The organism is Desulfosarcina alkanivorans, assembly GCF_009688945.1.
Taxonomy (GTDB): Bacteria; Desulfobacterota; Desulfobacteria; order Desulfobacterales; family Desulfosarcinaceae; genus Desulfosarcina; species Desulfosarcina alkanivorans.
Genome location: NZ_AP021874.1, coordinates 3,246,410 through 3,258,755, shown reverse-complemented (window position 1 = coordinate 3,258,755; position 12,346 = coordinate 3,246,410). Strand labels below are relative to the sequence as shown.

13 protein-coding genes are annotated in these 12,346 nt (G+C 57.6%); 9 read left to right on the top strand and 4 right to left on the bottom strand.

Annotation, left to right across the window (positions count from 1 at the left end):
* The first annotated feature begins 202 nt into the window (after positions 1 to 202).
* The 4 genes from DSCA_RS14395 (at position 203) to DSCA_RS14380 (ending at position 3,568) form a co-directional block, all read left to right on the top strand.
* A complete protein-coding gene (locus DSCA_RS14395) occupies positions 203 to 628 on the top strand; it encodes an MCP four helix bundle domain-containing protein (RefSeq protein WP_155317082.1) in 426 nt (141 codons plus the stop codon).
* A gap of 63 nt (positions 629 to 691) precedes the next feature.
* The gene (locus DSCA_RS14390) at positions 692 to 1,111 is read left to right on the top strand and encodes a hypothetical protein (RefSeq protein WP_155317081.1); all 420 of its coding nucleotides are present in this window, start codon (positions 692 to 694) and stop codon (positions 1,109 to 1,111) included.
* Positions 1,112 to 1,236: 125 nt separating this feature from the next.
* Complete coding sequence (locus tag DSCA_RS14385) at positions 1,237 to 2,622, top strand: pyridoxal phosphate-dependent decarboxylase family protein (protein WP_155317080.1); 1,386 nt, start codon at positions 1,237 to 1,239, stop codon at positions 2,620 to 2,622.
* 40 nt (positions 2,623 to 2,662) lie between these two features.
* Positions 2,663 to 3,568 (top strand): TIR domain-containing protein, encoded by a 906-nt coding sequence (locus DSCA_RS14380; protein WP_155317079.1) that lies wholly within the window; start codon positions 2,663 to 2,665, stop codon positions 3,566 to 3,568.
* A gap of 86 nt (positions 3,569 to 3,654) precedes the next feature.
* Here the strand turns inward: DSCA_RS14380 and DSCA_RS14375 are convergent, their stop codons facing one another.
* From DSCA_RS14375 to DSCA_RS14365, 3 genes are read right to left on the bottom strand one after another with little or no spacing between them, the layout of a single operon-like run.
* Complete coding sequence (locus DSCA_RS14375; RefSeq protein ID WP_155317078.1) at positions 3,655 to 6,072, bottom strand: ATP-binding protein; 2,418 nt, start codon at positions 6,070 to 6,072, stop codon at positions 3,655 to 3,657.
* A 3-nt stretch (positions 6,073 to 6,075) separates the two neighbouring features.
* Entirely contained in the window at positions 6,076 to 6,597 is a 522-nt protein-coding gene (locus tag DSCA_RS14370) for a hypothetical protein (RefSeq protein ID WP_155317077.1), read from the bottom strand.
* Positions 6,598 to 6,897, bottom strand: a complete 300-nt coding sequence (locus DSCA_RS14365) for a rhodanese-like domain-containing protein (protein ID WP_155317076.1) — start codon at positions 6,895 to 6,897, stop codon at positions 6,598 to 6,600.
* A gap of 301 nt (positions 6,898 to 7,198) precedes the next feature.
* On the opposite strand from DSCA_RS14365, the gene DSCA_RS14360 reads away from it, so the two are divergent.
* The 3 genes from DSCA_RS14360 to DSCA_RS14350 all read left to right on the top strand — a co-directional run bounded on the left by DSCA_RS14360 (position 7,199) and on the right by DSCA_RS14350 (position 9,325).
* Positions 7,199 to 7,540 carry a TetR/AcrR family transcriptional regulator gene (locus DSCA_RS14360; protein ID WP_167527777.1) on the top strand — a complete coding sequence of 114 codons (342 nt, stop codon included), beginning with the start codon at positions 7,199 to 7,201 and terminating at the stop codon, positions 7,538 to 7,540.
* Positions 7,541 to 7,688: 148 nt separating this feature from the next.
* Positions 7,689 to 8,948 carry an NAD(P)/FAD-dependent oxidoreductase gene (locus DSCA_RS14355; protein ID WP_231716492.1) on the top strand — a complete coding sequence of 420 codons (1,260 nt, stop codon included), beginning with the start codon at positions 7,689 to 7,691 and terminating at the stop codon, positions 8,946 to 8,948.
* 71 nt (positions 8,949 to 9,019) lie between these two features.
* On the top strand, positions 9,020 to 9,325 hold the full coding sequence (locus DSCA_RS14350) for a putative quinol monooxygenase (protein WP_155317073.1): 306 nt from the start codon (positions 9,020 to 9,022) through the stop codon (positions 9,323 to 9,325).
* A gap of 62 nt (positions 9,326 to 9,387) precedes the next feature.
* Here the strand turns inward: DSCA_RS14350 and DSCA_RS14345 are convergent, their stop codons facing one another.
* Complete coding sequence (locus DSCA_RS14345; RefSeq protein ID WP_155317072.1) at positions 9,388 to 9,840, bottom strand: Lrp/AsnC family transcriptional regulator; 453 nt, start codon at positions 9,838 to 9,840, stop codon at positions 9,388 to 9,390.
* Positions 9,841 to 10,131: 291 nt separating this feature from the next.
* Between DSCA_RS14345 and aguB the strand changes: the two genes are divergently transcribed.
* On the top strand, positions 10,132 to 11,004 hold the full coding sequence (aguB, locus tag DSCA_RS14340; RefSeq protein WP_155317071.1) for an N-carbamoylputrescine amidase: 873 nt from the start codon (positions 10,132 to 10,134) through the stop codon (positions 11,002 to 11,004).
* Positions 11,005 to 11,108: 104 nt separating this feature from the next.
* The gene (locus DSCA_RS14335) at positions 11,109 to 12,344 is read left to right on the top strand and encodes an ABC transporter substrate-binding protein (protein ID WP_155317070.1); all 1,236 of its coding nucleotides are present in this window, start codon (positions 11,109 to 11,111) and stop codon (positions 12,342 to 12,344) included.
* The last annotated feature ends 2 nt before the right edge of the window (positions 12,345 to 12,346 follow it).

The window sequence follows — 12,346 nt, the reverse complement described above, 5'->3', positions numbered from 1 at the left end:
CCGCTGATTGGCAGCGGGTTCAGCCCGCACCCAGCCGGCACCTGCAGGGTGCCGGTTAACAGGACCGCCAATGGCCGCGGACCCTTCCGGCATCGACCCATCCGCCTGCTATCCTGATCGCCCCGCGCCTGAAAAGCCCTTGACCCGAATCCCTAAAATGGGTAACCCTCAATAAATCAGCAATGACGAAGACGGAGTATCGATGGACTCTTTGTTGAATACAATTAAAACGCAGAAATTGACGCTGAGCTTCATGCTTATCATTTTACTTTTCGCTTCTTCCGGAACCTATACGATAAAGGGATTGTTCACCCTTGGTCATCTCACAAAAACCATATACAACCATCCGCTGGTGGTCTCCAATGCCTCCCTCCATGCAGCGCTTAACCTGACAAAGATGCACCGCAGTATGAAAGATGCGGTCCTGGCAGATGATGCTGCTGAAATAGAAGCCGTCCTGGAAGATATTGACGGGGACGAACGGAAAGTCTACCGGCATCTCGATACCATCCGGAAAGAGATCCTTGGTGAGGACGGACAGGCCCTCGAAAAACAAACCCGGCAGCTTTTTTCCGACTGGGCGCCCATACGAAAAGAGGTGGTTCGACTGCTCCGGGCAGGCAATTAAAAAGACGCCATTCTCATCACCAAAAAAAAGGGCGCCCGTCATGTCGCCATGCTTGAGGCCAAGATGCTGGAACTGACCGCATATGCAAGAAAAAAGGCCGGATTTTTCCTGATAACCGCTGAATCAGAGCAGTCCAGTCTTGAAATAATTACCCTTACGCTGACGCTTGCGGGTGTTTTCTTATCTCTGATGATTGCTTTCTTTGCTACCTATCGGGTTCGAAAATATGAGAAAGTGCTCCTGGATAAAAACGGGAGACTCCGGAAAGCACTCGATGAAATAAAAACCCTGCGCGGTATTATTCCGATCTGCTCCCATTGCAACCAGATCCGGGATGATGAAGGGATCTGGAAGCGGATAGAAGAATATGTCGGGGCTCACTCCGAGGCCCGGTTCAGTCATGGTATCTGCCCGGATTGTATCAGAAAATATTATCCTGCAGAATATGCGTCCATCAATTCCGACGGTAAAAAAGACAATTAGCCGCGCATGATTCCGGCAGACCCGCCGGATGGCGCGACGGCCGCCCGCCCCAGGCCATTTCCTCTGTACGGAGTCGGCCGGCGTCCGGCTATTTCTGTATTCTTAAAACCGGATAGGCCGTCCTTATGAAGAAACCTGACATACATGCCCAGATGCGTCGGGAATTGGAAGACAAATCGCTTTTCGAGCAGGCCCGGCAGTACGCCTTCGAATACATCGACGGGATCGGGGACCGGTCCGTCTACCCTGATGCAGCGGCGATTGACCACCTGTCCCGGTTCGATGAGCCCTTGCCGGAACACCCGCAGTCCGGTGCCGACGTCCTGGCCATGCTCAACGACTGCGGCGCCCCGGCCACCGTGGCCCAGACCGGTGGACGCTACTTCGGATTCGTCAACGGCGGGGTCGTCCCCACCGCCCTGGCCGCCCGCTGGATGGCAGATGCCTGGGACCAGAATCCCGCCCTGTATGTGATTTCACCGGTTGTCGGCCAACTGGAACAGGTCTGCGAACGCTGGCTGTGCGATCTGCTGGAACTGCCCGAAGGCACCGCAGCGGGCTATGTCAGCGGTTCTTCAACGGCCACCCTGTGCGGGCTGGCCGCCGCCCGCGGTGAACTGCTCAGACGCCTGGATTGGGATGTCAATGCCCGGGGCCTTTTCGGTGCCCCGGCCATCCGTGTGATCGTCAGTGAACAGGCCCACAGCTCGGTGTTCAAGGCGCTGGCCCTGCTGGGGTTGGGCAGGGACCGCATCGAACGGATTCCGGCTGACGGCCGGGGACGGATCGATGCCTCCCGAATTCCCGTGCTGGATGCCCGCAGTCTGTTGATCCTCCAGGCCGGCAACGTCAACACCGGAGCCTTCGATGCCTTTGCCGAGATCTGCGACCCGGTTCGGAAAAATGATGCCTGGGTGCACATCGATGGGGCCTTCGGCCTGTGGGTGAAGGCTTCAACCCGGAGAAAATACCTGGCGCGCGGGATCGAACTGGCCGATTCATGGTCCGTGGACGGCCACAAGACGTTGAACACGCCATACGACTGCGGCATCGTCCTGTGCCGCCGGCGTGAATCCCTGGTGGCGGCCATGCAGGCCAGCGGTGCCTACATTTCATACAGCGACGAGCGGGACCCGATGATGCACGTGCCCGAAATGTCCCGCCGCGCCCGGGCCGTGGATCTGTGGGCCACCCTCAGGTACCTGGGCAGAAGCGGCGTGGCGGACCTGATCGACGCAATGTGCGACCGGGCCGCGCAGTTTGCCGACCGGCTGGCGGCGCATGGCTTTCGCATTTTGAACGAGGTCGCGTTCAATCAGGTCCTGGTGGCCGGAAAAACGCCGTCACAGACCCGGGAGACCCTGGCCGCCATCCAGGCGTCAGGTATCTGCTGGTGCGGCGGGACCGAGTGGAACGGCGACCCGGCCATCCGCATCAGCGTGAGTTCCTGGGCCACCACGCCGGATGACGTGGAACGGTCCGTGACGGCCTTTGCGGCGGGGATCCATTGATGCTGTCGCCCACAACCCCGGAAAGGAGAACTGTTCATCCATGACCACCATTTTTCTCTCCTATCGACGGTCGGACAGCCCCCAGGCCTGTCGCGTATATGATTGGCTGGTGCGGCGCTTCGGCAAAGACGCGGTCTTCATGGATGTGGCCGCCATTCCCGTTGCCGTGAGTTTTTCCGATTTCATCAGGGAGGCGATTGCCGGCAGCCGCATCATGGTTGCCTTGATCGGTTCCGGCTGGCCGGTCAAGGTTCGGGCGGCCGACGATCCGGTTCGGGCGGAACTGGAAGCGGCCATAAAGCACCGGGTTCCGGTGCTTCCCGTGCTCATCGGCAACACCGTCATGCCGGATCCCGATGATCTGCCGGCAGGCCTTGCGTCCATTGCGTTTCAGAACGCGGCAACGGTGGGGGTCTCCCATGATTTTCATACCCACATGCAGTCCCTTTTACCCAGAATCGAATCGATGCTGGGGACCATGGCGAGACAGAGTGTGGCGACGGCTGAGCCGGATGTGATCCACCTGGCCTGCCAGGGAATTATTGCCTGCCTGCGGGACGCCTATTCCCCTGATGAAGCGGACGGGTGGTTCGTTGAGTGGAACGTCGTCGGGACGGGTGACTTTGCCAGGCGGAACAACAATCATGTTACGCTTTTCATGCATCGTATCGTGCGGCTGGACCAGCTGCTTGAACTCCATTTCATCTTGTCCTTCTGGGGAATCGCCGCCGCCGCCGAGCACAAGCTGTCCGGCTGGGTCCTCCGCCATCTCGAGCGAAAACCGGTCATCCCCGGGGCGTTTTTTGATCCGGGGCCGGACACGGTTGCATGCCGCTTGAAAGTCCGCCCCAGCGACGAAGATCCCCGGCAGATCTGGCAGATGATTACCGACGAGCCGTTGCGGCTGTCCCTGGCTTACGTGGCCACGATCTCACCGAAAACATGAAGCCGCTGGGGCGGCTTCGATACCGGCCCGGGACCCCCTGGCCTGATGAGACGAATGCGATTGAATTGTCGGGGGGGATAAGGGAATCACGCGGACTTTCGGATCGCAGGCCGGTCCAGTTCTTCACGGATGACCAGACCGATCTGCTCAATACCATACGGTTTTTTGATGTAGGGCCCGGCCCCGATCCGCTGGGCTTCGGCAACCCGTTCACTTTCCGAGAACCCGCTGGCGATGACCGCTTTTTGCCCGGGCGCCACTTCAGCCACCCGGCGATAGGTTTCCAGTCCATCGATTCCCCGGGGCATGATCATATCCAGCAGCAGGATATCGGCTGGCTGTTGCTGTAAATAGGCAACCGCCATTTCGCCGCTTGTCACGCATGCCACCTGGTATCCTATTTTTTCAAGAATCCGGGTCGCAATCTCCCGCTGCTCCCTGACATCATCCACCACCAGGACGGTTTCACCCCGCCCCTGGTATCGTTCCGGCGGGATGGCCGCATCGCCATCCTTGACCGGGATGGCCCGGTTCAGCGGAAAGTAAAGGCTGAACGTCGTGCCGCTGCCGGGGCGGTTCTTCACATCGATGTAGCCGGCGTGATCCTTGACGGTCCCCCAGACGACCGCCATTCCCAGTCCCGTGCCGCTGCGCCCCATTTGCTTTTTGGTGAAAAAGGGCTCAAAAATCCGTTCCAGGTCTTCTTCGGCGATGCCCTCACCGGTGTCACCCACCGAAAGCTTCAGGTATTCGCCTTCCTTTACGTCGTCATAGCCGCGGATGGTGAAATCGATGTATTTCAGGGTCGTGACAATATCAATCGTCCCGCCGTCGGGCATGGCCTCGGCGGCATTGGATACCAGGTTCATGATGGTTTTGGACAGATGAACCGGCGAGCCCATCATCGAGCCGATGCCCGGCGTGAGCCGGCTCCGCATTCGGACGGCAGGGTGGTGGCGCAGAATATTGGCACACTCCGGGCTGTCGATGAACTGGTTCACCAACGCATTCAGGTCCACGGGGTCATGGGTGGCGATTCCCCGGCGGGCAAGGGTGAGCAGATCCTCGACGATGGTGGCGGCTTTTTCGCCGGAGGATTTGATGGCCATCACGGAGTCGCGCAGCGGATGATCCTGCGGAAGATCCATGAGGATCAGTTCCGGATAACTGATAATGCCGGAAAGGATATTGTTCAGGTCGTGGGCAACGCCTCCCGCCAGGGTGCCGATGGCCTCCATCTTCCTGGCGCGGCTGAGTTTGGCTTCCAGTTCGCGGTGTTGTTTCTCTTTTTCAATCCTATCCTGGATTTCGGCAATCAGTTGATTATTTACGTGAGAGAGTTCGCTGGTGCGCATCTGCACGCGTTCTTCCAGCAGGTCCCGCGATTCTTCCAGCTTGACGACCTGGCTGTTGATCGTCCCGGCCATGGAATTCAACGCATTGTAGATGGTGCCAAACTCCACAAAATCAGACGTGCGGACCGGGATCTGATAGGACAGGTTCTCCTGGATCCGTCCTGTTTCGTCGAGGGTCCGCCGGAAGGCCTTGATCATCCGTTTGCTGAAAAATAAAAGCAAACAGAGCATGAATGCATTGACCAGCAGCGACAGGCGTTGCAGCGTTTCAACCTGGGTTTCGAGGTGACCGTAGGCCCGCTCAATGTGCGCTTTGGCTGTTTTGATCTGACCCAAGAGATAATGGCGGTTCCTGTCTTTGTCAGCAGACAGCCTGCGGATACTTTTTTCGATGGCGATGAAGCGCTTGAAACTGTTTTCGAAGGTGCGCCCGTTCAAGAGCAGCTCTTCAACCAGCAGGCCGTCCTGGGCGTCGAGGGAATAGTCTTCGAGGATGTTGACCAACTGGTAAAATGCTTGGATTCTTTCCTGAAATTCGACACTGATGGCGGCCGGTGAAAAGCCGCGTTCCAGTTTTGAAAACGTTTCGAAAATATCCAGCATGCCGGTTTGAATGGCGACCGCCATTTTGACGATATCGAGTTCCGGAGCGGCTTTCACCGGGCTGCGGCTGAAGCCTTCCCCGGTATCGTAATCCTGGTCCAGTTTTCCCCGGGAGATAAGGTTTTGCAGATAGGCGATGTGGTGCTCATGGATGTAGCGGACGCTGGATGTCAGCGACGGTAACATCCGGTTCAGGTGCTGATGCAGCAGACGGCCTTCCTGCTTCAAGGTGGTCAGTTCACGATAGAGTTGATTGCGTCGTTCAATAATCGCGGTATCCAGCTCGAGCCCCCCGCGGTGGATCATCTCCGCCATGGTCCGGTAGTGACGGGTCAATGGCATGTCGGCGGCAGGTTCGGGCAGATCATGACTTTCCTCGGCCAGTGTTTCCAGGAAGTTGCGTTCCACTTCCCTTATGGCGTGGAGGGTGGCGTCGGAAACGGCGATGCGATGTCGGGAGTAGACATCGCATGCCATCACGCATGCCTGCACCAGTATGGCCGCAATGAAAATATAAAGGCCTTTCTTGAGGGACCGGCTCGGCATGGATCAGTCCGCCCTGGATGGTGCTGCGGTTGGGTAGCCCAGTTTGATCCAGCTGCGCATACCGAATTGAAGCCCTTTGACATTCGAAAAGCCGAACTGGCTGAGGTAGCGCATGACATATGTATCGCGGTTCCCGGTTTCCGTGATCGTTACGACCAGCCCGTGCCGGGGAATGGAAGCCCGCACGTCCGGGTTTCGGAGATCGTCCAGCAGCAGGGTTTGTGTCCGGCAGGTGGACAGGATGCTCGGCGGGCGGCTGTCCGGCCTCAGAAAATTTTCGTTTCTTAAATCGAGAAGGGTCACCAGGGGCTCACCATGGCGGTCGATGCAACCTTTGGCCTGAGCATCCTCGATGGTTTGTTTCAGGGTGTCCGCAGCAATGAAGGCGGTATCGATGGCCGGCAGCGGATGAATGGATTCCAGTGCCAGTCCGGACTTCTGCCAGTCCTTGATGCCGCCGTTGTAGATTTTGATGTTGCGATAGCCGAGGGTTTTAACGGCAACTGCCGTTTTGTAAGCGAACACTCACCGGTAGCCCATGCAGTAGGTGACGACCAGCCGGTTTCGATAGCTGCCCAGCCGGTCTGTAAGGTCTGCCACGCGGCTCCAGGGGATGTTGATCGAACCCGGTATGGACAGATGCTCATAAATAAGGGCGTCCAGGGTATTGACCAGGGCAAAATCCTGATTTCCCGCCGCCCGTTCGGTGAGCATCCGCTGGAGTTCCTGGGTGGTAATGATCTCAAACCGCTCCAGCCCCCGGGCGGATGGAACCAGTCCGGTCAAAATCAATAACAGGGCCAGGGTCGTTATACGTTTCACCATTTTAGTCTCCGGTGCGAATTGTCGGGTGTCAGGGCCTTTTTGTCCGGTCAGGTCCCGGCAACGGCCAGGCCAGGTTATTTTTTCCCCTATCGGCATTCATGCTCCAAAGCTTTAACCGGATGTCTGCCGTCAGCCTTTTTCAGGCGGGAAACGATGGAACCCGGATCAAACGCAGGTGAGGCTTCAGGAATATCCGAGACGGTTCAACCGTCTGCATCCGTGGATCTTTTAATTGGCCTTGACGATGCGGACGGGTGAATATTATTAGGTTGGTTGACCGAACAAAGAAATGGGGCGAGTCATGGGACGGAAAAGCAACGCCGACCAGCGCCGGGCGGAAATTGTCGGGGCGCTATTCGATTGCCTGGCCGGGCAGGGGCACGAGAAAGTTTCCATCAAGGCCATCGCCGCCCGTGCGGGACTGCCCCACGGGGTAATCCACTACTATTTCAAGAGCAAGGAAGACATCATTGCCGATCTGGCCCGGGTGCTGGTGGACCGTTACAGCCGGCAGTTCGATAGGCTCCTTGCCAAGGCCCGGCCGGGCAGGCAGGACAGGATAACTGCCCCGTTTGCGGTCATGATTCACCGGCTGGCCAACACCCCCGGCCAACGGAAAGCTGGCCTTGTCTTTCATAAATGAGGTCAGTTGACCGATTTAATAACTAACGTCCGTTCCAACCATTAACCGGGAGGGGGCATCCATTAAAAAAGAAGACTTCAGGGGAAAAAGTTATTGGCTGACCACCCGTGACTACCGGCCCGGCCGCTCCCTGGCCGGCGACATCGATGTGGATGTGGCCATCGTCGGCGGCGGGTTTACCGGGCTCTCTTCGGCCTATCACCTGAAGCAGGCGGAGCCGGACCTGCGCATCGCCATCCTGGAAAGCCAGGTGGTCGGTTTCGGTGCCAGCGGGCGCAACGGTGGATTCAACATGACCCTGTTCGGCCTGACCCTGGGCATCACGGCCCTTCGCTTCGGCAGGAGAAAGGCACGGGCGGCCCACCTGTATATGGAGAAAGCGGTGGACCTGCTGCACGACCTGGTGGGCGAATTGAACCTGGATTGCGACTACGAGCATCGCGGCTTCCTGCGGGTGGCCACGTCGGAGAAGTACAAGGCCAGGATCCAGGAGGAGATCGAACTGGCGCACCAGCTCGGCCTGGAGGGGATTTCATGGCTGGACAAACACCAGCTGGCCCGGGAGGTAAACAGCCCCATGTACTTAGGGGCGTGGTGGGAGCCGCGCTGCGGTATCCTCAACCCGGCCAAGCTGGCATGGAGCTGGAAGGACAAGCTCGTTCCCATGGGGGTGGATCTGTATGAATCGACGCCGGTGACCGATATATCGAAGGGCAGCGGAAAGGTCCTCCTCGACACCCCCGGCGGGCGCGTGCGTGCGGACAAAGTGGTCATGGCCACCAATGCCTGGTCCCATTTTTTCCCCGGCCTGCGACGCAAACAGATCCCGGTCTGGACCCACATCGTGCTCACGGAGCCGATCAGCGGGCGACAGTTCGAGCAGATCGGCTGGCAGCACCGCCAGGGTATCGAGGATGCCCGCAACCTGGTCCACTACTACCGGTTGACGGCCGACAACCGGCTGCTCATGGGCGGGCGGGATGTGTCGCTCTCATCGGGAACCGACATGGACCGGGACTTGAGCCCGCCGGTCTTCGATGGTTTGAAAAAAGACGTTCGCCAGCTCTTTCCGGTGCTTAAAGATATCCGCTTCACCCATGAATGGGGCGGCCCGGTGTCGGTTCCCCTGGACATGGCCCCGGCCCTGGGGTACCTGGGAGACAAAAATGTGGTATACAGCCTGGGCTGCGTGGGTCACGGGGTCAGCCTTACCCACCTGAACGGAAAAACCCTCTGCGACCTGGTGCTGGAGCGGCGGACCGATCTTACCGATGTCTTTTTCGTCAACCGCCGGACCCTCCCCTGGCCGCCGGGTGTACTGAAAAATATGGCCGTCAAGGCCATTATGAGATACATGCACTGGGAGGACCGGCGCTTCGATGCACCGGCTGTTTCCGGGATGGAATAAGATGGAATAAAAGGACCCGTTGAGGGTCAGCGAGCCTTGTCCCCGTCACACATAAAAAATGGAGCCGTAAAATGATTCATGTCGTCGCATCGATTCGCGTCAAGCCCGGCAGCGTCCCTGAATTTCTGGAAATATTCAAGTCCAATGTGCCCCGCGTCCGAGCGGAGAAGGGGTGCCTCGAGTATGCCCCCACCATTGATGTCGACAGCGGGCTGCCGCCACAGCATCTGGATGAGAACCGGGTCACCATTCTCGAGAAGTGGGAGAGCCTGGAATCCCTTCATGCCCACCTTCGGACCCCGCATATGCTGGCTTACCGGGAACGGGTCAAGGGCATCGTCGAAGACCTCTCCCTTGCCGTGTTGGAAGCGGCCTGACATAATCCCGGCGGATGCATTGCCGGGGGCTTCACGATCAAGCCCCCGGCAATGAGATGTTTTTACTTCTCCCAGTCGTAGCGGTTTTTCACCAGTTGGAGCCGGATGGAGACATCGGTTTGCAGGACCCCGTCGATCCGGTTGACGTTTTCGATGAGTGTCCGCAAATCGTCCTGGGAACGGGCATTGAATTCCACGTCGAAGTCGGATGACCCGGTGATCTGCGCAATGTACCACACACGATCGAGCGCCTCGAGTTCCCTTTTTACTTGCCCGGTCTTTTTGATGTCGGTTTTGATCCTGATATTTCCTTCGATCTCATACCCCAGCTTTTTTTGATTGACCACGGCGACGATCTGGATGATTTCCTCGTCGAGCAGTCGCTTCAGCCGCTTTCGGATGGCCGTTTCCGAGCGGTTCAACACGTTGGCGATCTCCGTGTTGGGCGTCCTGCCGTTTTTCTTGAGCATGTTGATGATTTCAGCATCAATGTCATCGATGGGCAGATTCAACATATCACCTTGCCTTTGTTTGGGCGTCCAGAATGCGGCAGGCTCACTATCTATCCTGATGGGGGGCCGCCGCGGAGAATATTGAAAAAATAATTATAACTAAAGTGGACGAGGTAAATCAAGTACGAATGTCGTTAAAAAGATGCGAAATTATGACTGATATCGAAAAGAAAAAGTTGACAACCGTAAATATTTTCAATAAATGATTCGATAATAGTACCGTCCTCAGTTGTTTGCATTCCCTTTGACCTTGTTTTCATCTGGCGGAGGCCATCTCACCATCGGGAGCATGCCATGAGCATATTGCGTGTCGCAGCGACGCAGATGCGGTGTTCGGATAACCGGGACCAAAACATTGCCGCCGCCGAGTCGCTCGTAAGAGAAGCCGCCTTGAAAGGGGCGCAGATCATTCTTCTTCAGGAGCTGTTTGAATCCCTTTACTTCTGCCAGGTTGAAAAACCGGCGTTTCTGCAACTGGCTTCACCCCTTGAAGAAAACCCTGCCGTGCGTCACTTCTGCTCCGTCGCCAGGGAGCTTTCCGTCGTCCTGCCCATCAGCTTCTACGAGAAGAAGAACCAGGCCGCCTACAATACGGCCGCCATTATCGATGCGGACGGAACCGTGATGGGCGCCTATCGAAAAACCCACATCCCGGACGGCCCCGGGTATGAGGAAAAATACTACTTCAATCCGGGGGATACGGGGTTTCGCGTGTGGCAGACGCGTTATGCCGCCATCGGGGTCGGCATCTGCTGGGACCAATGGTTTCCGGAGACGGCACGCTGCATGGCCCTGATGGGTGCCGAGATCCTTTTCTATCCGACGGCCATCGGTTCGGAACCGCGCCATCCGGACTATGATTCCAAAGACCACTGGCAGACCTGCATGCAGGGGCATGCCGGCGCCAACATGATGCCGGTCGTGGCATCCAACCGAACGGGTGCGGAGACCATCGACGATTCCCGCATCACCTTTTATGGCTCCTCTTTTATCACCGACAACCGGGGGCAGGTGGTGGCCCAGATGGACCGGACCGCCCAGGGCGTCATCACCGCCGATGTCGATCTGGTGCAGATGGCCGCCGAACGCCGGGAATGGGGATTGTTCAGGGACCGGCGGCCGGGCCGATACCGGACCATGATGACCAATGACGGTGTGAACAGGTAGAAGGGCGGCCAGTTGCAGGGTGTTGGAAAAACGATTGTGCCCGCAATTTCGATACGCGTTTCAAGACCGGTGGATAACCGCAAACCAGAAGAAGGAGTGTGCAGATGAGTAAAAGAAAGATGGTTCCGTTTTTGTTGGTGAGTCTATTGATCTGCCTGATGGTCTCCGGGCCGGCCTTGGCGGAAAAGCCGATCCTGATCGGATGCCCGCTGCCGCTGACGGGGCCCTATGCCAGCGACGGTGAACAGATGAAAATGGCGCTGGAACTGGCTGTGGCCGAAAAGAATGCCGCCGGGGGGGTGCTGGGCCACCCTGTCGCGCTGAAGTTCGGTGACGTGGGCGGACTGGAAGCGGAAAAAATCAAGGCGATCGGCGAACGGCTGGTCGGTGCAGGCGTGAATGCCGTTATCACGGGGTATGACGACGGCGGTGTGGACACCAAGGTGTTCGGGGCCTTTGATATCCCCTATCTGCACGGCAACGCCATGACGCTGTGCACCCAGCCGGTGGCCGAAAATCCGGACAAGTACGGGAATGTCTTCCAGTATATGTACAATGACAAAGCCTACGGGGTCGATGCCGCCAAATACCTCTTTGACGCCGGCAAGCAGATGGGCTGGACGGCGCCCAACAAAAAGATTGCCATCATCAAGGTGGATTATGCGTACAACATCATGCCCGCCGATGAATTCGCCGCCATTACCGAAAAAGACGGATACGAGGTCGTCGTCAACGAGACCGTTCCCTTCGGTATGGCCGAATGGGGGCCGATCCTTTCCAAGATTGAATCCAAGGACCCCGCCTATGTCACCTTCTGGCACCTGGACCCGACCGACGCCGCCCGCTTCATCAAGCAGTTCTCCGACCATTTCGAGGACGACGGTCTCAATGCCCTGGTCTACATGCAGTACACCCCCTCGATCCCCGAATTCATCCAGCTGGCCGGCAAAGCGGCCGATGGCGTGATCTGGGTCGGCGGCGCCTACGGATTCGGAGACAAGTACGAGGACTATAAAAAACGCTGGATGAAAAAATTTAAAAGTGAACCGGCCGGCCTTTATGCCGAGGCGACCCGGGATGCCTTCGATATCTGGGCCGCGGCCGTCGAGAAGGCCGGTTGTTACGATTGCTATAAAAAAGTGGCCGACCATATCCGGTCTACCGAGTACGACGGGCTGTGCGCCAAATACAAATTTGATCCCAGGGACCAGTCCATTTACCAGTCGGACGACTATATGCCGCTGGTCTGGTTCCAGATTCAGGATGGTAAAAACGTCAAGATGCGCCCGGCCAGGTTTAACGAGGGCAAGGCCTATCAGCTGCCGTCATGGATTAAGTAGGC

Coding starts and splice junctions, on each gene's coding strand:
- DSCA_RS14380 (WP_155317079.1), top strand. CDS start 2,663: ATGACCACCATTTTTCTCTCCTATCGACGGTCGGACAGCCCCCAGGCC.
- DSCA_RS14365 (WP_155317076.1), bottom strand. CDS start 6,897: ATGGTGAAACGTATAACGACCCTGGCCCTGTTATTGATTTTGACCGGA.
- DSCA_RS14390 (WP_155317081.1), top strand. CDS start 692: ATGCTGGAACTGACCGCATATGCAAGAAAAAAGGCCGGATTTTTCCTG.
- DSCA_RS14350 (WP_155317073.1), top strand. CDS start 9,020: ATGATTCATGTCGTCGCATCGATTCGCGTCAAGCCCGGCAGCGTCCCT.
- DSCA_RS14335 (WP_155317070.1), top strand. CDS start 11,109: ATGAGTAAAAGAAAGATGGTTCCGTTTTTGTTGGTGAGTCTATTGATC.
- DSCA_RS14395 (WP_155317082.1), top strand. CDS start 203: ATGGACTCTTTGTTGAATACAATTAAAACGCAGAAATTGACGCTGAGC.
- DSCA_RS14345 (WP_155317072.1), bottom strand. CDS start 9,840: ATGTTGAATCTGCCCATCGATGACATTGATGCTGAAATCATCAACATG.
- DSCA_RS14375 (WP_155317078.1), bottom strand. CDS start 6,072: ATGCCGAGCCGGTCCCTCAAGAAAGGCCTTTATATTTTCATTGCGGCC.
- DSCA_RS14360 (WP_167527777.1), top strand. CDS start 7,199: ATGGGACGGAAAAGCAACGCCGACCAGCGCCGGGCGGAAATTGTCGGG.
- aguB (WP_155317071.1), top strand. CDS start 10,132: ATGAGCATATTGCGTGTCGCAGCGACGCAGATGCGGTGTTCGGATAAC.
- DSCA_RS14385 (WP_155317080.1), top strand. CDS start 1,237: ATGAAGAAACCTGACATACATGCCCAGATGCGTCGGGAATTGGAAGAC.